The sequence below is a fragment of the Paenibacillus sp. FSL W8-0426 genome, from assembly GCF_037969725.1.
Taxonomy (GTDB): Bacteria; Bacillota; Bacilli; order Paenibacillales; family Paenibacillaceae; genus Paenibacillus; species Paenibacillus hubeiensis.
This window is the reverse complement of sequence record NZ_CP150203.1, coordinates 3,877,446-3,898,783: the sequence shown is the minus strand read 5'-3', so window position 1 is coordinate 3,898,783 and position 21,338 is coordinate 3,877,446. Positions and strand designations below refer to the sequence as shown.

Sequence of the window (21,338 nt, the reverse complement as noted above, 5' to 3'; positions counted from 1 at the left end):
TAAAGGGAAGCGGGTCTTATAGACTTGCTTCTTTTTTTATGAGGAAGGGGACGCTGCAGTAGCGAACCGCTACTTTACGAGTGCTAGTTTAGTCATTTACAATTAACGGAACGTATGTTCTACTGGTGATAGTATTCATTTCTAACTATGGAGGTTGTTTAACGTGACGCAAAACGGAATTGTGTTGGTTGTGAGTGTTTCGATACGACATGAAGATCAGGTCCTTATGATCCAAGAAAATAAAGCATCTGTTAAAAATTCCTGGAACTTTCCGTCAGGGAGAATCGAGCATGGCGAAGATATTCTGGAGGCAGCATGTAGAGAAGCAAAAGAAGAAACCGGCTACGATGTCCAACTTACAGCCACTACAGGTGTTTATAATTTTATTAGCAGTACCAATCATCAGGTGATTTTATTTCATTTTACTGGTGAAATCATCGGTGGTTCTCTCCAGTTAAATGCAAATGAGATCATTGATTCGAAGTGGATCGAGCCTTCGGACCTGTTGGATCCAGATTTACTGGAGCTGCGCGATAAAGAGGTCATTAAACAGATTACGGAAAATGTGATCTCCCAAAAGGAATATCCATTGGCGTTATTTGCCAAACGTATGGAGGGGAGATTTTAACGCACGGACTTCGCTTAATTGGAGAATGGAGGACTTGTCATGTCCAAATTTTTAAAAATAGCCGCTTATATATTAATGACTTGTGGAACTACTCTTGTTCCAATGGGAATTCTCTCTAGAGAGAGTCTGTACTTTACATTGTATCCAGGACTGTTACTGCTATTAATCACTAACGTATATGAAGTTGTCATGAAATCCAAAAACTGAAAATGTCTTTAAGCTGTTTTCGTAAAAACAAAACTAATGGGGGGAGAATCTCACACATAAGAGCAGGATCCTTGATATTAGAGGCCAAGCTCAGTCCTGGCTTCTTTTTTCTTTATAGAAATTGGATATAAGAATGATTACAATGCCAATAACCATTAAAATGATACCTATTGTTTTGTATGGAGCGAATTCTTCAATAATAATGAAGGCTAAACCTGAAGCAAACATAATCGTGCCAAGAAACGCAAGCCATTTCCTTATTGATCTGCTCATAATATGTATCACCTCCTTGTTTGGAAAGGGATCTCTTTTTTTAATGCAATAATTGGATTTGTTTACATTATAACTTGAAGTTGTTTTATTAAAGAGAAAAATATAGGGGATTTAATAGATAATATAAATATATACGGCACCTGGTGTAACTGTATAATTTCAAAAATGAATCCAAATATGAAAGTGAGAGATTACAATTAACAAGAAACATATTTTGCTGTTAGCGTCATCGGTTTTATTGTTTGGATTGCTGGTTGCTTGTACAGCTCAACAAGATGCTGGGACGGCCGTTCCTGACAATACTGGGAATCCGGAAAGCACTCAAAATAATTCCAACCATTCAATCGCTGAAAAGCAAAATTCTTCCCGAGATATAGCGAGTACATACCCTAAAACAGATCTCACCGATTCAATGACCATTGATTCAGTTCATGAAGATCCATCGATTCGTGCCGAACAAAAAACAGATCAGGGAACACTCCTTATGATTGCTAATGGTAAAGAAGAACGAGGGCACTTAAACGTATCGAGCACTCAGGGGCAAGAGGGGGATTTTGACCTTTCAGAGTAATTACTCTATCGTCTACAAATACGATGGTCAGAATAAAGTTTTATTAGATCTTCCGGCATATTTATTTGTCCGGCCATCTGACCAAAACATAACCTTTGAAAAGGTTGGTTTTAAAGATGCTGAAGTTTTTGTCCTCACCCCGCAATATCAAACTGGGCATGGATTGGAAGGGTTTGTGTTCGCGATCGATAAACAAAATGGTGAGGCATTTCCATTGGAGATTGTAAAAAAGGATCACGTTTCTAAAACCCTTCTCTACTCTGAAACTGCACCCACACTACGTATTGAAGATGAGGGTTTGGTTATTCATCCGCCTGTTGGTGCAGGTACCCCGGAGGAAGATATGAAAGACGTAATTTACAAGTTAGATCTGAGTCGAAAGCAGTTAATTGCCGAATAAAATTCTTTAACTATAAAGCGAAATATGGTGCTGCACTCGTAGTGGCCTGGTGGGATTTATTATTGCGGTTATATAGATCCAAAATATACAAAATATTATGTAACTTTTCCTTGGAGTCAGGCGTTTAATAGTATGACTTTCGAAAGAATGAAATTTGCATGTGAGCAGAAGGAGCCGAAGACAAGAAATGAATCTGAAAAAGAACATGTCCATTTTTACCGCTTTAGCTGTTATTCAAGCATTTGCAGTTGGTTCGGTGAATGCGCAATCGGTGGGTCAAGCCGACGTTGAAGCTTTGCAGTCCGCCAACGTAGAATCGGTGGAGGTCATAAAGCAAGAGCAGCCGCTTGCCGAGAGTGAAGTGGTGACAAAAAGCAGCAACGCATCCTCCAGTGCTCCATCTACTGAGAAAGGAACGGAAGCTTCCACACTAACAGACACGGGGACTACGCCTGCAACCAATACGACCCCGACTGCCACTGGCGAAGAGACAACGACGAACAAACCCGGGGAGAGTTCCACAGGGCAGGAAGGAGCTGCGGAAGCTTCAAAGGATGACGACACGAAAGCGCCCCCTGCTCAAGTCGAGCAGCCTGCTACAAATGGAACGGCTGCTGGAACATCGGGCGGAGATCTGACTTTGTACATGAATAGCAACAAAATGGAGCAGGACGGGAAAACGTATCTTGCTGGCCAGCCGATGACTGTAAAAAACGGTGTATCCTATGTTGCCATTCGTGCACTGGTGGATCGTGTGGGATATGGAGTCAAATACGACAGCAAAACGAAGGAAACGATCATCATCAGTGGTGATAACGAGCTCCGATTCAAAACCAACAGCAAGGTCTATACCGTGAATGGCGAGTCCAGAACGATGAAAGGCCCTGCTTACCAGCAAAAAAATACGTTCATGGTGCCGTTAACTTCGATCACCCAAGCTCTGAACATCACTTACAAAGTGAATCAGTCGGCTAAAACGGTTGTGCTGAATCTAAATACGAAACCTGTTGCAAGCTTTACGATTTCCCAAAAGGAAATTGTTGCGGGCGATCAGGTGAACTACGTGACTTCCTACAGTTCTCCAAATGGACTGAAGATCGTTGACGAGCGCTGGACAGGTCGTCAGGAATCGTTTGATCAGGCGGGTACATATACGATTTCATATCAAGTTCAGGATTCCAACGGCCAATGGAGCGATCCCTACTCGATGACGATTGAAGTTCTGAAGCCTAATCTTCCTCCAGTAGCCATGTTCACGACGGACAAGGAACAGTACAAGATGGGTGAAAAAATCACGTATATCGACCAAAGCACGGATGATGAAAATGCTATCAACGAAGTGGAATGGGAGAACAACTCATTGGCATTCTTTGTTCCGGGTCCCAAAACGGTGACCATTACCGTTACGGACAAACACGGTGCAACCGACACGTACAGCAAAGTCATCACCATAACCGATGAGACGTTGTATACTCAATCCGATTTCAATTTACTCTTCACCCCGGTCGGACAGAAATTTGCCTTCAACGGCGGGGAAGTGCATTCTATGGAAAAAGTGCCTTATACGTACACCGATGAGCCAAGCCTGCTGATCCGCAGCAACAGCCCGGAAACGGTGAATACGGAAGGCATAGTATATAAAGAATCATCTACGGGGCAGACCCGTTTCATGATTCACCATGTGAACAATACAGGCAAAAGAGTAAAAATGTATGTTATCGCAACGAATAACAATCCATATCCGGCAGTATTCGAACAACAAAATATGGGCTTTGCGGGACCTACTCCATATGCTACCGTAGCCGGGAAATTGTCTATCGATAAATGGTTCAAGTCGATTCAGACTGGGTCCGATCAAAAGAAAGAGTATATTCAACCTGGAGAAAGCAAACTGATTTTGACCGAGCTCAATAAAACTCCGATGAAACAAGGACAAGTGATCTCACTTTATTCGGACGCATTCAGCGATTATCCACTGGACTATAACGTGATCATGGTCGAAGAAAATAAAGATCCGTTCGAAGCCCTGCCGATGCTGCCTGTGCTTGATCGTGACGGCGTGCACAACCGCGGAACGTACCCGAATGCTACTCGCATCATCACGTACGATCAGCCATTGGGAGACAAACCAGCCCGCCTGCCGCTCGGCGACAATGCGAGCGATCCGAATCTGGTCGGAAAAGATCCAATGGCCTACATAGACGCATCCAATGCGGGCAACTTTGGCGTATTGTACAAAATCACATTGAACAATGTCGCTCCGCGTACGCTGATCTCTTTTAACCCTCGCGGAGGAAAATATTTTGGAGTAGCTCTTGTGAACGGACAGGTTGTGCAGATTGCTGAAAACAGCACTTCCGTCAACACGTCGAGTGAACAAAGCGTTCTCTACCGCACAGGATCCTCTGGAGAAAGCGTAACGATTCTGTTCTCTGCCGCGCCAGGAAGCAACCTGCCGGTCAATCTGCTCTTTACGCCACTCCCGATGGAGAAGTAATGTAGTTCTCCTATAAGCTTGAGCGGAAACGGGTGGTTTCGGTCAACATGATTTCATTCTAAACATGCTAAAACCTCTCCCAACAACACAGGGAGAGGTTTTAGATGTAAGAATTTAAAAGTGCTTTATCGTTGAAGGCGAGAAGACTCCCTCCTCAAAAGCGTCAGCTTTAGGTGGGGGATGAATCGCCATCTTTTGGTATTCAGAACCGAACATATGTGCTATAATAACTGCAAGGAACGGAGGTGTATGGCATGCTCTTCCATAAAGCATACAAGTATCGGATCTACCCCAATCGTGCACAGCAGCAGCTAATCCATCAGATGTTTGGATGTTGCCGTTTTGTATTCAACCATTTTCTAGGACAATGGAAGGATACGTTTGCCGCCACGGGTAAGGGCTTGTCGTACCATGCTTGTGCCACGCAGCTTCCAGATCTAAAGCAAGAACATCCATGGTTGAAAAAAACGGATAGTATTGCTCTACAATCGTCTGTTCGGCATGTAGCCGATAGCTTTGATCGTTTTTTCAAGAAGCAGACGCAGGCTCCGCGTTTCAAAAACCGTAAACATCCGGTACAAAGCTACACGACCCGATATACGAATGGAAATATCGCTGTGAATGGAAATAGGCTGAAGCTCCCCAAGCTGGGGTGGCTGCGGTTTGCAAACTCTCGCCTCTGTGAAGGACGCATTCTCTCGGCTACGGTACGGCGAAATGCCGCGGGGAAGTATTTTGTTTCCCTCATCTGTGAAGTGGAGATAGAGCCCTTACCGGATAACGAGAAGTCGGTAGGGATCGATCTGGGACTTAAAACGTTTGCGGTATCCTCCGAGGGTATGCGGGATACTCATCCGAAAGCCTGGAGCCGGTATGAAAAGAAGTTGGCAAGCTGGCAGCGGAGGCTGGCCCGGCGTACGAAAGACGGTTCTAATTGGCAAAAAGCCAAACGGAAGGTCGCCCTGATCCACGAGAGAATGGTGAATATCCGCCATGACTTTTTGCACAAGCTGTCCACCAAGCTGATTCGTGAAAACCAAACGATCAGTATCGAAGACTTAAAAGTTTCAAACATGCTTAAGAATCACAAGCTGGCCAAATGGATCGCCGATGCATCCTGGAGTGAGTTCAGAAGGCAGCTCACGTATAAAGCGGAATGGTACGGGCGCACCCTCAAGATTGCGGATACGTTCGCTCCGACAAGTCAAACCTGCCATGTATGCGGAGCACTACACCGAGGGGTTAAAGATCTTTCGGTACGGCAATGGGTGTGCTCATCCTGCCAGACCCTCCATGATCGGGATGTCAATGCAGCCCGAAACATTAAGGATGTTGCCATATCGATCGTCATATCGCCCGAGAACTGTGGGAACCACAGGGATCGCTTGGTCCACTTCGAACCAAGAGGTTCGATGACCCAAGAATCCCCCACTTCAAGCGAAGGCTAAGTGGTGGGAGTGTTCAATGAACGATGGTCCTTCTAATCGTTAAACTCAACAAATACATGCATATATCGATCGACCCCTGGGATCCCCGTCGTTTGTTTGATATCCAAAAATTCAAGTTTCTCTGCCCAGTCCAGTCTTTCTTGATCCGAATCATCGGCATATTCTTCAAAGATGTACGCTAAGACAAATGCATTAATAGTCGAGACTCCATCGTTCAATTGTACCCAATCTTCAGGGAGAACGACTTGGTTCTCACTCGCCGTGATTTCCTTTCCAGAGAAATTAAGAATGAGTTCTTGTCCTCGATTTATAATTTTAGTTATTTTGTTCTTTCCATCCCACATCATCTTTACTCCGGATGCTTTAAAGACATCCTTTACTGGAATATAAATGGAGTTATAGGTCGTGGTGGTTAACTTACCGCTTTTCGAGACATTTAATACGGATTTTTTTATTGAATCACTATACATGTACGCCGCGCGCTCTTTAAAAGAGAGGTCATTTAAAGAGGGGGCCTTAGCAGATGCAACGGACGCTGCACCGACAACTAAAGTTAACATCAACAACAGAGAAATTAGTCGCTTCATCTTGATTCCTCCTAAAATAATATTGTTCATTCGAAACATAAACGCTATACGCCATATAAATGTTGGGAGTGATCATGATATGAACAATTAATTACAATAAAAACTACGAAGACACGTATATAAAATTGTGGGAAGATATTCGAGAATTAGATGAAAAGGAAATCGTAAAAATAGTAGAAGGTATTAAGAGGCAAACCCATTCAAAGATAAAAAGCAAGGAGAAGTATAGGGAATTTAAAAATTATCTAAAAACACCGTTACCCTATATCGCATTGATCATGGGCATCACGATTCCTTCAGCTATATTGGTTATTTTTCTTTGGACCTCGCTAAAACTTGAGTACTAGTTAGTGAGTTGTCAATGGGGGTAGGAACATCCGGAGATGATGAAGCACCTCACGAATAAAGAATGCGAGGGATGGGATCTTGAAAAAGCTTACCGCTATGCTTGGATTATTTGCATTATTAATCGCTTGTCAAGATAAAACAACCCGTGAAGAGGTACAGAAGCCAACGATTCCAGTGACGGAAAGTGTGACTGAAGAGGAAAACAAGCAAAAGGACGAAGAAATAACGACAGCCAAAGAGGCTGAAGATATCCCGCCCGTTTACCTTGATGAAACGAAGTATACAGGGGACGAGCTGGAGATCGTCAAACTAATGAATGCCCGCCTGCGATATATATGGGAAGAGGATGAAAAGGGGTATATGAGCCTTATTGATCCTCAAGCGCCAATATCGGGTATGGGAAAACTCAAAGTTCGCAAGGTTACCTCCATGAGTGACATTACCATTCAAGAACAAAAGAAGCTTTATCAGGCAGTCGTAATGGTTACTGAACTGAAGGAGAACGACGAAGAATACAGCAACATCATGGTTTTTTGGAAAAAGAAAGAAGAGGGAGATTCAGCTCGATGGGTTATTGCAGATATTGATTAAGATCTTTAGATCAGATGACCAAACAAACTCGGCGACCTCCAGCCGATTGAATTTCGGAAGAAAGTCGCCGCTTCATGAAAATTCCTCTTATTGTTTAATCCATTCCATTTATTTCAGATGGATGTTGAAGACATCCCCGGCTTCACCGCCAAAAACGATAAAACCACCTTCCGGAAGCTGTGTTGTTTGTTGATGGGTTGCCACGGAAAAGTGAACTACTTCCCCTTTGGCGTTATATACGGCATAACCTCCGCGATCCGGAGAATCCACCGTTAACGATTTGTTCGCCGAGCGGGCGTCAATCGCATACCACCGGGCTTGACCGTTTGCCTGAATGGTAGTGATTCCTGTTTTCCCGCCGAAGATCGGAGCGATGGCATCCTCTGCAATATATTCCTGCCCATCCTGAATCAAAATCTCGGCATCACCCTTCGTGTAGAGCTGCAGATCGAAGGCATCTCTTCCGTTCATCACAGGAATCTGGGCGACATTCTCTGCATAGTTCGGATCAACCACTCGTGTGCCGTTGGCGTAGCCGTTCTCAGCATCAACGGTCAGGTTCTTGATCAGCATCGAAGGAAGCAGATAGAAGATCGACGTTATTTTTTCATCCAGTGCGTAATATTTCGAACCGTTGCGAGCAGCCCACTTTTCTTTCGTTGCTGTATCCAGCGCTTGATGCTCCAATTTCTGATAATCATAAGTATTCATCACTGTTTGTCCCAGACCGGGTAACGTTATATTTGCCAGCACTTTAACGTACACCTTGTCGTTGCTTTCTTTCTCGAAACTAATCTTTACACTTCCATCGGGACTCGTAAATTGTCCTTCACCTGTGTACACATAAATCTGCTCCGGGATGAGTCCTCCTTGTAAGGCAGGCAGTTTGATCTCGCCATTTTGGATGTTTATATCCAGCGTAGTACCTACCGTACCATATAGACCGGAATATGCAGTCAACTCCGCCGGCATGTTCACTTTCACGGGTGGTGGGAATGTTTGATCCGGCTGAATCTCATCAATGATGTCTTGATCCTCCAGTACCTCGAGCAGAACTTTGCTGGCAAACATCTGGTTGTAGATGGAAGATCCGCCTGAGGACAGAACAGCCATCGAAATATCATGTTCAGGGATCGTGATTAACGATGCATGATACATCATGGTGTCTCCACCTTTAGTGAGTGCAGTAATGCCGTAATCGCTGAACGGTGCCAGATCCACGGCATCCCAGCCAAGACCGTAGTTGAACGTATTTCTCTCTTCAGACACCCAGATTCCTTGACGATATTCATGATTTTGCATGGACTCTGCCGCGGATTCGGACAGAATGTCCGGTCTGTTCCCCATCAATACTTCTGCAAACCGGGTTAATTCTTCTGCAGTCGAGTAGATTCCGCCTGTGCCGAGGATATTGGCATTTTCGGCAGGCAGTTTAGTTTCAATCGTTGGCCAATACGTCTCGGATAACCGGTCTCTGTCGAATGAATCTAGCGGTGTCTTGGTCGATTCCAACTGCAGCGGATTGCTGATGAATTTGGCGATATATTCGCTGTAGCTTAACCCGCTCACCCGTTCAACCAATATTTCAAGCAGCTGGAAACCGTCATTGCAATAAACGGAATACGCTCCCGGGTCTGACTTTAGTTGTTCTGTCTTGAGTTTGAGCAGTAATTCATCATGATTCATGGTGTCATTATCATCAAACAACATGCTGTTTCCATAGTGCGTGCCGTACAGACCGGAAGAATGATTCATCAGCATGCGCGGCGTGATTTGGGTATAGCGAGAATCGGCCATCTCGAAGTCTTTAATATACGTCGTAAGAGGCTGGTCCAGATCGACTTTGCCGGAATCGACCAGCATCATGGCAGCGGCCGTGACGTACATTTTGCTCACCGAGCCGATTCCGAACATGCTCTCTTTGTCCACGGGGATCTGTGATGCCTTGTCGTGAAGCCCCGCGCCATCTGACAAAATGATCTTTCCTTCATCCATAATGGCATATTGCAGACTTGTGACACCGTAATTTTGCAGCAAATCCGTAGCGATTCTGTTGGCAGCCACCTCAACGGTCGCGTTTGGGTTCGTCTTGGCCATGACGCCCGTCATTGGTGTGATCACAAGCACCGCCGTGCATAATATACTGATCAGTTTCTTCATCATAACATCCTCCCTCAAGTGCTTTTTGTATGATAGATTCATCATATCCGGAAGGAGGTACACCGTGCGCTAACGAACCCTGAATGGAAAAAAACCATCCTTGAACGGCATGTTCAGGGATGATTTGTGTGGAAAGGAAGCACAACCATGTTATTGAATGTCCGATGGTGATTCTCGATACTCATATGTCCTCCATATTTCTCACACATCCTCGATATATTGGTGAGGCCGATCCCATGATACTCCGGATTGGGCTTCTCACTCTTCAAGTGAGTTAATGGTTGCTCCACATGATTCATAATCTGGATGGCGAGTGCAGAGGCCGTGGAGTGGATTGCGATCAGAATATATCGGTCTTCAGCTTGCCTCACTTTCTTGGAAGCCTCGACGGCATTATCCAGCATATTGCCAAGCACCACGCACAGATCATATCGATCGATGTGCACATGCTGTGAATGAAGCCCGATTCGGGTATCGATTCGGATCCCGTTTGCTTGCCCCACGGCAATGGTATTCGTAACAAGGGCATCAATCACGAGATTGCCCGAGTTTACCCGTTGGTATGCTCCTTCAATCTTGTTTAACGTAAGTCTAATATGATCACCTGCCGCATCAAGCTTGTTTTGCTGGATACATTCTTCAATGTACAGAAACTGCTGATGGATATCATGGATGATGCTTTTCACGTTTTTGAAACTGTGCACCGTCTTCTCATAGTTGGCATCCTGATAATCCATCTGTCGCTGCAGCTGGGCATTTACATGCGCGAGCTGAACCTTTTCGACCATATTATCGAATACGTATACAATGAACACATTAAGAAAAAGGGACCCTAGCACGGAAACGATATAAAATATGTTTTTTTCACTATAATTCGAGGCCACATTGATCTGATAGATCGTTATGGTGGGTACGATCAGAAACAAGAAATAATACCGATAATGCATGGCGAAACTTCTGCGTTTGGCGATCAAACGAACGATCTGGATGACAACGAACATCATGCTGCAGCCAAGCAGCATGACTTTGGAGGACACCCAATGATTCTCCGGGTTGTAATGATCCCATATGGTGTAATCCGTAGCGTCCAGCGCACTCATAATATACACCGCAATGTAATTCACCGTTGTGAGCAGCACTGCATACAGGACGGTAAAAGCAAGTTTAATGATGAATTCGACCTTATAGGATTGCGCCAGGCTGAAGATGAACAGCAAAGCCAGAGCAGACGAAACGACTGGTGAAAATGAAGTTCCCAGATAGAAACTACCCAGTACAACGAATACGATAAAATAAATGACTCTTTGGGGCTTTCGTTTGGGCTTGCCCAGCACGGAATCGAAATAAAAATTCACCTGAAATGCCATAAGTAAGGGAACGACGATGACGGACAAAAATACATACGCATCCATATCATTGAATCCTCATGATCATAAATTTAGTGTAGGCATCCTTGACTTCTTTGACTTTGGATCGTCCAATAGGCAGCACAGTGCCATTTAGCATGACGACCTGTGCGCCGGCAAACTTCTGAACATGCATCAGGTTGATGATGATCGAGCGGTGTATTTGCAAGAAACCATGGTCTTTCAAAGCGTCCGCATAATGGGAAAGAATGCCTTTGCTCACATGGGTATTTTCTTTGGTTACAACATTCAATTTGTTTTTGATCGTCAAACTCTTCACGACCTCAATCCACAGAATATCATCGTATTTCAACAGCAATTCTTCATAGTCAGATTTGATCAGCACAAACTTTTTGTCCATCGCTTTAAAGTACTGGCACAGTTTAATCATTTTCTCTTCAAAGATATGAGGCTGGATCGGTTTGATCAAATATTGAAAGGTGACCACGTCAAAACTCTCCACCATATACTCCGGATAACTGGTCAAAAACATGATCTGCACATCCAAATGCTTCATATTTCGGATTTCTTTGGCCGTCTGGATTCCGTTCATTCCGCTCATTTCCACATCCATGATGAGAATATGAAACGTGTCCCCAACGTCTTGATAATGGGAGACCAGCTGTTCGCCGGATGCAAACAACGTAATCTGGAAATCGATATTGCTTTTTAGAGATAGGGAGATCAGCATCGTTTTTACAAGCTCTCTTTGTTTTTCCTCGTCGTCACAGATTGCAACATTGAACATGGTTGAACATCCGCCTTTCATTGACATCGACTCTGAATTTCACATTCAAATATACTATTTTATCATAGGTTTCAGGGCAAAATCGGGTGAAACGCATGAGTCTGACCCTAAAGCGCACTAATCAGTCACACAAGGCCACTGCGAGTGCAGTACCATCTTCCGATCGCTGTTATCCCCAGATTGGTTCTGCCTCTCCGTTAACGTGTGCATGTTTTATGCCGGTTCATATAGATCTAAAATTAATACGCCGTTTACACGGGGATGATTTATTACGAATACTTCCTCTTTAATATTTATTATGACAAACGAGGGAATGAGGACTGAATCATGAAGAATTATCCGATCATCGCCTCCATCACGGTAGACGAACAAATTGCCCGAGCTTTAGCAAGCGATGTAAAACGAGTGATTCTCATGACAGGGAACATTACCAATCTGGGCACAATCGTAGACAGTCTGCATCAAAGCGGGAAACAGGTCTATGTGCATACCGAGATGGTATCGGGGATTGGGCGAGATGCCTCTGCCATTCAATATCTTGCGGATGTGTTTAAAGTGGACGGGATTGTGACGACGAAGAGCAATGCGGTCTCTGCGGCAAAGCAGGCAGGCATATTAAGCATTCAACGCATATTTGCGATCGATTCCGCAGCCATTGAGACGGCCGTGCGGATGATTATGAGCTACAAACCGAATGAGGTTGAACTGATGCCGGGACTGATGCCCCGAGTCATCCAAGAGCTCAAAGAACGTATCACGCAGCCTTTGATCGTGGGCGGCCTCATCCGGCATGAGGAAGAAATACAGCAAGCCTTGAAGAGCGGCGCAGATTTTGTTTCGATCGGGCATGAGAAATTCTGGACTTAATTTCATACATTTATCCTTGGGTGGAGACGACGAGAAAACCCGGTGGTAAGTAAATCAATTACAACCTTGATGTTGAAGGAGGGTGATTTGCTGCTGGGTTTTTTGTGTTGTCCAAAAAATACAACAGGAGGGAATGAAGCATGATCATTCAAGCAGTTGCTCATCGCGGCTATCCAAAGAAATATGCTGAAAATACGTTGTCTTCCTTTTTAAAGGCGGTAGAGCTTGGCTTCTCGCATCTCGAACTGGATGTTCATCTCAGCAAGGATGGAATTCCAGTCGTCATCCATGACCATACTCTGGACCGCATGACCAATGGAACGGGCAGGGTAGTCGATTATACGGCTTCGGAATTGCAATCTTTCAGAGTGAAACAGGATGAGCATATTCCAACCCTGGAAGAAGTGCTGCGTGCCTTAAAGGGTAAAATTCAACTTAACATTGAGCTGAAGCAGATGGGAGACTACTACCCTGAGCTTGAGAAAAGGGTGCTCGAAGTTATCGAAGCATTCGACATGCTGGATCAGGTCGTCATTACGTCGTTTGATTTTGATGCTCTGGAGAGAATCAGGCAGTTATCTCGCGATGTACGCATCGGTCTCATCACTTTTGGCGGTTCAAAGGCTATTCTTGACTGGTCCTTGGAAATGGGGGCAACGTTTTTGTCCATGCACTACGCCTTTGTGACCGAACACTACATTCAGCGATGTCAAGATCTGGGGATTCAACTGATGGCTTGGACCATCAACGAGTCTTCCGTCATGAAACAATTTCAGGAGTATCCGTCCGTCTGGATCTGTACCGACGAGCTGGAAGGCTTCATGGACGTATTGGAGATGTCCGGCTCAATATGAGCGGGCGAGAGCATGGTTATGGAGAGTGTATATGCGTACGATGCGTACTGCTTCGATTTAGACGGAACGATTTATATTGACCAAATGAGGCTGCCTGGCGTAAAGAGCTTTTTAAGCAGCTTGCGGTCACGCGGCAAACGTCTGCTGTTCCTTACAAATACTTCCGTTCATACGAGGGAGGATTGCTACAAGCGGCTGCTGGGTTTGGGCGTTTCGTGCCAGCTTGATGAAATTTTGACTGCAGGCTACGTATCCGGACTTTATTTTGTAGAGCATGCACCGGATGCCAAGGTGCTGGTTGTAGGGGAGGAGGCGCTAAAGGAAGAACTTCGGGCAGTGGGGATAAACCTTTCCGAGGATCCGTACCGTTCAACGCATGTGTTGGTCGGAATGGATCGGCAATTCCATTACGATAAGCTCCATCTGGCGGCAAAAGCCGTTCGTCATGGAGCGGTTCTGCTCGCAACGAATCCGGACAATTGCTGTCCCGTCCAAGGGGACATTATTCCGGACACCGGAGCTATTCTGAGCTCGATCGAGGCGGCGAGCCAGCAGAAAGCAGCGGTAATGATCGGCAAGCCTTCAAATTATTATGCAGAAAAGTCGCTTCAGCTTCTGGACGTGGATCGCAGCAGCTGCCTCATGATCGGCGATCGGCTGGAGACGGACATTTTGTTTGGAAAGCTGAATGGAATGAAGACTGCCCTCGTGCTTACGGGCATCTCCTCAAGAGAGGATATCGGAAAAGCGGATATCGTTCCGGATTATATATGGCCTTCCTTGAATGAATGCAGCATGGAGCAGCAGAATCATTCAAAGCATTCCACGGTGCTGGAGATGGAGAAAGCTTGAGCAGCAATGTTCCAAAATAAAAGTGGAGGTGGCATGCATGCGTCTTGCGTTACTTGGTGATTTTCACTATTCAACCATGAGTCATGGAACCGAAGAAATGAAGGCAGCGAGAGTCCGGGCATACGAGCATATGCTTAACGCTTTTCTGAAGGAGGAGGCGGACGTTCATGTCTCGATTGGCGATTTGACGCATGAAGGAACGGATCAGGAACTCCGTTCGATGTTTTCCATGCTTGCAGGAAGCGGACGGAACTTCATTCATGTGCTGGGAAATCATGATACGTATTCGATGCCAAAACGTGAGATTTCCATGCTAACAGGTCAGGAGCGCTATCGGGCGATGGATACGCCTCACGCCAGATTGATTTTTCTGGACACTACCCAGGAAATGAACCGCACAGATTGGGGAGGAGAGCTGGACGAAGAGCAGCTGGATTGGCTTAAAGACCAGCTTGCCGATTCGCGCGAGAAGCAAGTGCTCCTCTTCGGCCATCATCCGGTGTTTGATACGACTGCGCGCTCGACGCTCGATAAGCTGTACATCCGTCCGCAGGAGGAACTGAAGGGCATATTAAACAGTCGGCCAGAGGGAGGCATCTATTTCTGCGGACATAATCACTTGAACTCCATCGTGGAGCAAGGTAAATGGCATTACGTACAGACCGCAGCTTGTCTAGATGTGCCGGCATATCGCGTTATTGAAGTGCATGAGGGCGGAGTAGCGATAACTCACCGTCTTATACAGGATGCTGGTTTAAACGAAGACATTCAGAGCTTTTGTTATGATCTGCCGGGCTTTGGACCGGTCGCTAATGCATTGGGAGAGGAAAGCGACCTTACTTTATCCGTTCAGCTAGCAGCGGCGGCACAATAATGTCAAGAAAAAGGAGGGAATGGCATGGCACAAATTGTGTTGAAGCAGATTGAAAAAAGCTTCAAGCAGGATAAAGTCATCGAAGATCTCAATCTGACCATTGAGGATGGCTCCTTTACGGTATTGGTCGGCCCGTCCGGCTGTGGAAAATCGACGACGCTCCGCATGATCGCAGGACTTGACAAGCAGTCGGCGGGAGAAGTTTGGATCGGAGACCAATGTGTCAATGGAGTGGAGCCGGGCAAGCGCAATGTCGCCATGGTATTTCAAAACTATGCATTATATCCGATGATGACGGTTAAGGAAAACATCGAATTCGGATTAGTGAACCGCAAGGTGCCTCGGCCTGAACGAGAACGTCTCGTCAAAGAGATCACCGAGGTCGTCGGTCTGGCCGAGTATTTGCATAAGAAACCGCAGGCACTGTCCGGCGGTCAGCGTCAGCGGGTGGCCTTGGCTCGGGCCATGGTCAAGAATCCCGCGGTCTTCCTGATGGATGAGCCGTTGTCGAACCTGGATGCCAAGCTTCGCCATCAGATGCGAACGGAACTGATCCAGCTTCACAAACGGCTGGGCGCAACCTTTGTCTTTGTTACGCATGACCAGGTTGAGGCGATGTCGATGGGAGATCGTATCGTGATCATGAATAAAGGGCGCATTCAACAAGCGGATCGTCCAATGAAAATTTACGATGACCCGGATAATGTGTTCACAGCCCGGTTTATCGGCACGCCGCCGATGAATGTGATTGACCGCGAACAACTCCTGCCGTTTCTGAACGGGCAGCTGCATGACGAAATCGGGCAGGTAGGCTTCCGTCCGGAGAAAACGGCAATGATGCTTGAGAACCGGTCGCAGCCCGGACATGTGCAGTTCCCGGCCCGGATTCTGACCCGTGAGACGCTAGGGGCAGAAATCATCTATCAACTGGACTCCGCACTTGGCCAAGTGTCCGTGAAGAGCTTCTTGAAACCTCTGGAGTCAGCCTCCGAGGTGTACATCTCCGTGTCGATGCAGGACCTGTACTATTTTGATCGCAGCGGTGTACGTGCTCGTCAGCATGAGCGGTCCGAAACGAGAGAGCTGATTGTCCTGGGAGGGAACTATTCATGACCGTGTGGTCCAGGTTCCGTCCCTATGTCATGGTGGCTCCCTCGATCGTGATATTTTCCATTTTCTTCATTTATCCGATCTTTTATATGATCTTTTTGAGCTTTTACAACTGGGATTTCATTAATCCGGTCAAGGAGTTCGTGGGCTTCAACAACTTTGTCGAGTTATTTGAGGATAGCGCATTTCTTCAGGTGCTGAGCAATTCCTTGAACTATACGCTTCTTTCCGTATCGTTATCCATTGTGATTTCGCTGCTGCTAGCCATATGGCTGAATCGGGAAGGGGCATGGTATGGGTTTGTTCAGGGCGCGCTTTTCAGTCCGCACATTGTTTCGCTTGTATCCGTATCCCTGGTGTGGATGTGGCTGATGGATCCCAAATTCGGTTTGCTAAATGGGTTGCTGGATATGGTTGGTTTGCCCAAGCTGGAATGGCTGAGCAGTCCCGATAGTTCATTGCTGTCGCTTGTCCTTGTTTCGGTGTGGAAAGGCGTCGGCTACAACGCTCTTATTTTCATCGCCGGTCTGCAAAGCATTCCGAAGGATGTGTATGAAGCCTCCGCTCTGGACGAGGCCAACTGGTGGCGGAAGTTCTACAAAATTACGCTGCCCATGCTTTCGCCGACCCTGTTTTTCTTGATTATCATTAATTTGATCAGCTCGTTCCAGGTGTTTGAGACCATTGCCATCATGACCAACGGGGGGCCGATCAATTCAACCAACACGCTCGTCTTTTACATTTACGAGTACGGATTCCGTTACTTCAAGATCGGTTACGCTTCTGCAGCGGGAGTGATATTGCTCCTTGTCGTTGGTTTGCTGACGCTAGTTTATTTCAAGCTGCTAAGCCGTAAGGTTCACTACCAATAGAAAGGAGGAGGGAATATCATGGCAATGAAGTCATGGCTGCGTATCCTGAACGTTACTGCCACGGTCGCATTGGTTGCGATTTTTGCAGTCCCTTTTCTATGGATGATTTCAACATCATTGAAGTCTTACCCGGAAACGGTGATCTTTCCACCCAAATGGATTCCTTCCAGGATCATGTGGAGCAATTTCCAAGCGGCGTGGGAATCGGGGCCTTTTTTGAAATACCTGATGAACAGCGTTATCGTATCGGTCAGTATACTCCTGCTTCAATTCACAACCATTATATTGGCAGCCTATGCGTTCGCAAGATACTCCTTCAAAGGAGACAAGCTGTTATTCGGGATCACGATGGTGACCTTGATGATTCCTGGTCAGCTTATTTTCCTGCCGGTGTATTTGTTGCTTAGCAAGTGGGGACTCATCAACAATTTGCTGGCACTCATTCTTCCTTTCTCCTCCAGCGCCTTCGGCATATTCATGCTCAGGCAGTCGTTCAAGCAGGTACAGGAAGAGCTTATTGAAGCGGCGCGACTGGATCAAGCCCCGGAGTGGAAGATCATTCTCAAGATTATGGTGCCCTTGGCACGGCCAACCTTGGTGACCTTTGCATTGTTCAGCTTTATTGCACACTGGAATGATTATTTCTGGCCGCTCGTCATGACCACCTCCGATGCTGCAAGAACGCTGCCGATCGGAATCTCCAAGCTGCGCGAGGTCGACGGAGGAGCCGCCTGGCACATTTTGATGGCTGGAAACATGATACTGGTCGTTCCGATCCTTATCGTTTTCTTATTTGGACAACGTCAAATTATTAAAGCATTTGTTTATTCGGGCGTAAAATAATCAGGTTCATAGGAGGACTTATCCATGAAAAAATTTGGTTCTATGATGTTAGCGGCAACGCTTGCGCTTGCTTTGACGGCTTGCGGCGATTCCAACTCCGCTGGTTCAACCGATACGGCTGCTTCAGGTAACAGTTCCAATGGTACGGCCAATAAACCGGTCGAGATTACATATTGGTACTCTTGGGGTGACAAGATCGCCGAGAACAATGAGAACTTGGTGAAACTGTTTAATGAATCCCAGGATGAAGTGATCGTAAAGGCGGAATACCAGGGATCGTATGCAGACCAGCATTCCAAGGCGCAGGCGGCTTTTGCAGCGGGCAATGCCCCCGAAGTTTGGCAAAATGAAATTGCTTCCGTTGGGGTGTTCGCCGAATCCGGCATGACACAGGATTTGACTTCCTTTGTTGAGAAAGACAAGCTCGATACGGAAGATTTCATTCCAGGGCTCATGGGGAATTCCTATGTGAATGGCAAACTGTATGCTCTTCCTTATTTGCGCAGTACGCCGATTCTGTATTTGAACCGGACGATGCTGAAGGAGGCGGGACTTGATCCTGCCGGACCGAAGAATTGGACCGAGTTTGAAGATTATGCACGCAAGCTGACGGTGAAGGATGAGCGTTATGGCATCTCGATGCCTGTCGACATTTGGTTCTACGAAGCTTTTGTAAGGCAGAGTGGAGGAACGATGGTCAGCGAGGATGGAAAAAGTGCGGCATTCAATAATGAAACCGGGATTGCGCCCGTGAAGCTGTGGTTAAAGATGAAGGATGAAGGCATTATGAATATCGGCACGACCGATGATGCGGGTACGCAAGCCAAGACGGATTTCCACAATCAACGTTCTGCGATGCTGTTCTCCTCGACCGCGGACTTGACCAATAATATGAAGGTTGCCGAAGAGCAGGGCTTTGAACTCGGAACGACATTTATGCCTGCCAATGATACGTATGGAGTGCCGACAGGCGGTGCCAATCTGGTTATGACATCGGGGCTGTCCCCGGAAAAGCAGGAGGCGGCGTGGAAGTTCATTAAATGGATGACTTCCAAAGAGCAAACGATTTATGCAAGCTCCTTTACGGGATATTTGCCCAGCCGAATCAGTGCTGTGGAAAGCGATGAGATGAAGAAGCTTTATGAGGAAAAGCCGCTGTTCAAGGTGGCGGTAGACCAACTGGAATATGCGGGTCCGCGTCCAATGCAGAAGGTTTATCCGGAAATTGGGGAGATCATCAAGGATGAAATTCTTCGCGCGGTTGTGGATTCGTCCGTTACGCCAGAGGCAGCCATAGCTGAAGCAGCGAAGAAAGCCGATGCCTTGTTAAACAAGTAGCTCGGTATCCTAAACACAAAAGGAAAGGGAAGGACTGAACCATTTCATTTATTTACAATAGTGAAAGAGGTCATGTATACTTAGAGCTAAATATCCGGTATGTGCGACTGGCGTAAACGTGGAGTGAACCACAAGGAAGCACATATTTTATATGCCGTACGCCTGGGCAAAGTGTTTGATCTTTTTGATCGAACACTTTATTTATTTTCAGGAAATGAAAGGAATGGTGGCGGCGATGAAAATGGCGTTTGTATTATTTGATGGAATGACAAGCATGGATTTGGCTGGATTTTATGAAGCGGTGACTTGGCTGGCGATTCTGAAAGCGAAGGAAAACGTATCTTGGACATTCTGTGCAGACAAGGATGAAATTTCAGATGACCGGGGGCTGAAAATGAAATCCGATGCGGTGTTGCCTGATCTAGGTGATTTTGATCTGGTCTTTTTCCCTGGTGGCCGATCCACGAGAACGCTTCGATTTGATGAGGATTTCATGCGCTGGATTCGCACGGCAGAGAACGTGTCTTATAAGATTTCGATTTGTACCGGGGCTTTGCTATTGGGAGAAGCCGGTTTCCTGCATGGAAAAAAGGCTACGACCAACTCGTCAGCTTATGATTTACTGGCTCCCTATTGTGCGGAAGTCGTTGCTGCGCGTGTAGTGCGTGACGGTAACACGGTAACCGGTGCGGGAGTTACAGCTTCCATTGACCTTGGGTTATACGTCGTCGAGATGTTGACGTCCACGGAGACCGTTCTTCAAGTCCAGCAAAAGCTGGAGTATCCATTTTACGAACCTGGTAACCTAAGGGATGTCTATAAGCCGAATTTGCGATAGAGGGATCATATACAAATATTTTGCATGTATCGGGTGCATTGAGGAGATAACACTTATATAATGAATTGAAGATAAAAGATTGCGAGGTAGAACAGATGATTGCAAAGACAGAAGAAGACATCAATGGGTTGAAGGAAATTGGGAAAATTGTTGCCTCTATTCGAGATGAATTGGTACAACGAACGATTCCTGGCATAACGACGAAAGAGCTTGATGATATTGCTGGAGAGCTTTTTGCCAGAGAAGGCGCAGTTTCAGCTCCAAAAAGTGAATATGATTTCCCTGGTTATACTTGTATCAGCGTTAATGAAGAAGTGGCACATGGTATTCCGGGAGATCGGGTTATCCAAGAAGGGGATCTGGTAAACATCGATGTTTCCGGCTCAAAAAACAGTTATTTCGCGGATACGGGAATCTCGTTTGTCGTAGGCAAAGGTGAAGAAGTGTTAACGAAATTATGCGAAGCTGCTAAGCAAGCATTTGAAGCAGGACTTAAGAAAGCAAAACCTGGCTCCAAAAAAAGCGGGATCGGAAAAGCGGTATTCCAAACAGCCAAACAGCATGGATTCACGGTGATCAAAAATCTTACAGGGCATGGCATTGGACACACCATCCACGAAGCACCTGACCATATTTATAATTATAATGATCTATCGGATGATGAATTATTAAAGGAAGGCATGGTTATTGCATTCGAACCTTTTATCTCTACCTTGGAAGAGGAAGTATTCCAAAAAGATGATGGCTGGACCTTTGCTACGGCCAAGAGCTCTGTGGCACAATTGGAACATACGATAATCCTTACCAAAAATGGTCCGATGATTATCACGCTTTGAACGATTGGTGAAACCTTTCACGGATAATTGACTTCATTTCAATGGTAATTATCATGAAAAATAGGAATACCCTAATAATGGGTTCAAGTCGCTGTAATAGCGACTTTTTTTATTTTGTGGAACGAAAGGAAGTAAATGCTGCATAAATCGAGACATCGAAAGGAGTTGGTTTCCATTTCGATCCAGGGAT

General features: G+C 45.9%; 21 protein-coding genes and 1 riboswitch. Of the genes, 16 read left to right on the top strand and 5 right to left on the bottom strand.

Going from position 1 to position 21,338, the window contains the following annotated elements; all coding sequences use genetic code 11:
• Positions 1–163 precede the first annotated feature (163 nt).
• Positions 164–628 (top strand): NUDIX hydrolase, encoded by a 465-nt coding sequence (locus MKY59_RS17375; protein ID WP_339272682.1) that lies wholly within the window; start codon positions 164–166, stop codon positions 626–628.
• Positions 629–925: 297 nt separating this feature from the next.
• On the opposite strand, the gene MKY59_RS17370 is transcribed toward MKY59_RS17375, so the two are convergent.
• The gene (locus MKY59_RS17370) at positions 926–1,108 is read right to left on the bottom strand and encodes a hypothetical protein (protein WP_339272680.1); all 183 of its coding nucleotides are present in this window, start codon (positions 1,106–1,108) and stop codon (positions 926–928) included.
• Positions 1,109–1,322: 214 nt separating this feature from the next.
• Here MKY59_RS17370 and MKY59_RS17365 point away from each other — a divergent pair, with 214 nt between their 5' ends.
• The 4 genes from MKY59_RS17365 to tnpB all read left to right on the top strand — a co-directional run bounded on the left by MKY59_RS17365 (position 1,323) and on the right by tnpB (position 6,024).
• Positions 1,323–1,679 (top strand): hypothetical protein, encoded by a 357-nt coding sequence (locus MKY59_RS17365; RefSeq protein ID WP_339272678.1) that lies wholly within the window; start codon positions 1,323–1,325, stop codon positions 1,677–1,679.
• Positions 1,663–2,079, top strand: coding sequence for a hypothetical protein (locus MKY59_RS17360; protein ID WP_339272676.1), 417 nt, complete (start codon positions 1,663–1,665; stop codon positions 2,077–2,079). Before MKY59_RS17365 ends, MKY59_RS17360 begins: the two co-directional genes overlap by 17 nt.
• A 187-nt stretch (positions 2,080–2,266) precedes the next feature.
• Positions 2,267–4,576, top strand: coding sequence for a stalk domain-containing protein (locus MKY59_RS17355; protein ID WP_339272674.1), 2,310 nt, complete (start codon positions 2,267–2,269; stop codon positions 4,574–4,576).
• A 254-nt stretch (positions 4,577–4,830) separates the two neighbouring features.
• Positions 4,831–6,024 carry an IS200/IS605 family element RNA-guided endonuclease TnpB gene (gene tnpB / locus MKY59_RS17350; RefSeq protein ID WP_339272672.1) on the top strand — a complete coding sequence of 398 codons (1,194 nt, stop codon included), beginning with the start codon at positions 4,831–4,833 and terminating at the stop codon, positions 6,022–6,024.
• 32 nt (positions 6,025–6,056) lie between these two features.
• Here the strand turns inward: tnpB and MKY59_RS17345 are convergent, their stop codons facing one another.
• Entirely contained in the window at positions 6,057–6,611 is a 555-nt protein-coding gene (locus MKY59_RS17345; protein ID WP_339272670.1) for a stalk domain-containing protein, read from the bottom strand.
• A gap of 426 nt (positions 6,612–7,037) precedes the next feature.
• Between MKY59_RS17345 and MKY59_RS17340 the strand changes: the two genes are divergently transcribed.
• Positions 7,038–7,550 (top strand): hypothetical protein, encoded by a 513-nt coding sequence (locus tag MKY59_RS17340; RefSeq protein ID WP_339272668.1) that lies wholly within the window; start codon positions 7,038–7,040, stop codon positions 7,548–7,550.
• Between the two features lie 108 nt (positions 7,551–7,658).
• Here MKY59_RS17340 and MKY59_RS17335 read toward each other — a convergent pair whose 3' ends face one another.
• The 3 genes from MKY59_RS17335 to MKY59_RS17325 form a co-directional block, all read right to left on the bottom strand.
• On the bottom strand, positions 7,659–9,710 hold the full coding sequence (locus tag MKY59_RS17335; RefSeq protein WP_339278428.1) for a serine hydrolase domain-containing protein: 2,052 nt from the start codon (positions 9,708–9,710) through the stop codon (positions 7,659–7,661).
• A 113-nt stretch (positions 9,711–9,823) separates the two neighbouring features.
• On the bottom strand, positions 9,824–11,122 hold the full coding sequence (locus tag MKY59_RS17330; RefSeq protein ID WP_236412424.1) for an ATP-binding protein: 1,299 nt from the start codon (positions 11,120–11,122) through the stop codon (positions 9,824–9,826).
• Between the two features lies 1 nt (position 11,123).
• On the bottom strand, positions 11,124–11,864 hold the full coding sequence (locus MKY59_RS17325) for a LytTR family DNA-binding domain-containing protein (protein ID WP_339272665.1): 741 nt from the start codon (positions 11,862–11,864) through the stop codon (positions 11,124–11,126).
• 327 nt (positions 11,865–12,191) lie between these two features.
• On the opposite strand from MKY59_RS17325, the gene MKY59_RS17320 reads away from it, so the two are divergent.
• From MKY59_RS17320 to map, 10 genes are all read left to right on the top strand, one after another.
• Positions 12,192–12,731: a glycerol-3-phosphate responsive antiterminator gene (locus tag MKY59_RS17320; protein ID WP_236412427.1), complete on the top strand. Its 540-nt coding sequence runs from the start codon at positions 12,192–12,194 to the stop codon at positions 12,729–12,731.
• Positions 12,732–12,871: 140 nt separating this feature from the next.
• Complete coding sequence (locus MKY59_RS17315; protein WP_339272663.1) at positions 12,872–13,585, top strand: glycerophosphodiester phosphodiesterase family protein; 714 nt, start codon at positions 12,872–12,874, stop codon at positions 13,583–13,585.
• Positions 13,586–13,597: 12 nt separating this feature from the next.
• Complete coding sequence (locus tag MKY59_RS17310; RefSeq protein WP_339272661.1) at positions 13,598–14,437, top strand: HAD-IIA family hydrolase; 840 nt, start codon at positions 13,598–13,600, stop codon at positions 14,435–14,437.
• Between the two features lie 37 nt (positions 14,438–14,474).
• Positions 14,475–15,311, top strand: coding sequence for a metallophosphoesterase (locus MKY59_RS17305; protein WP_339272659.1), 837 nt, complete (start codon positions 14,475–14,477; stop codon positions 15,309–15,311).
• 24 nt (positions 15,312–15,335) lie between these two features.
• On the top strand, positions 15,336–16,424 hold the full coding sequence (locus tag MKY59_RS17300) for an ABC transporter ATP-binding protein (protein ID WP_339272657.1): 1,089 nt from the start codon (positions 15,336–15,338) through the stop codon (positions 16,422–16,424).
• Positions 16,421–17,293 (top strand): sugar ABC transporter permease, encoded by an 873-nt coding sequence (locus tag MKY59_RS17295; protein WP_236412432.1) that lies wholly within the window; start codon positions 16,421–16,423, stop codon positions 17,291–17,293. Before MKY59_RS17300 ends, MKY59_RS17295 begins: the two co-directional genes overlap by 4 nt.
• A gap of 18 nt (positions 17,294–17,311) precedes the next feature.
• On the top strand, positions 17,312–18,136 hold the full coding sequence (locus MKY59_RS17290; protein WP_339272655.1) for a carbohydrate ABC transporter permease: 825 nt from the start codon (positions 17,312–17,314) through the stop codon (positions 18,134–18,136).
• A 24-nt stretch (positions 18,137–18,160) separates the two neighbouring features.
• Positions 18,161–19,474: an ABC transporter substrate-binding protein gene (locus tag MKY59_RS17285; protein WP_339272653.1), complete on the top strand. Its 1,314-nt coding sequence runs from the start codon at positions 18,161–18,163 to the stop codon at positions 19,472–19,474.
• A 93-nt stretch (positions 19,475–19,567) separates the two neighbouring features.
• A riboswitch (ZMP/ZTP riboswitch) is annotated at positions 19,568–19,649 on the top strand.
• A gap of 60 nt (positions 19,650–19,709) precedes the next feature.
• A complete protein-coding gene (locus MKY59_RS17280; protein ID WP_339278427.1) occupies positions 19,710–20,312 on the top strand; it encodes a DJ-1/PfpI family protein in 603 nt (200 codons plus the stop codon).
• Positions 20,313–20,407: 95 nt separating this feature from the next.
• Entirely contained in the window at positions 20,408–21,148 is a 741-nt protein-coding gene (gene map, locus MKY59_RS17275) for a type I methionyl aminopeptidase (RefSeq protein ID WP_236412436.1), read from the top strand.
• The last annotated feature ends 190 nt before the right edge of the window (positions 21,149–21,338 follow it).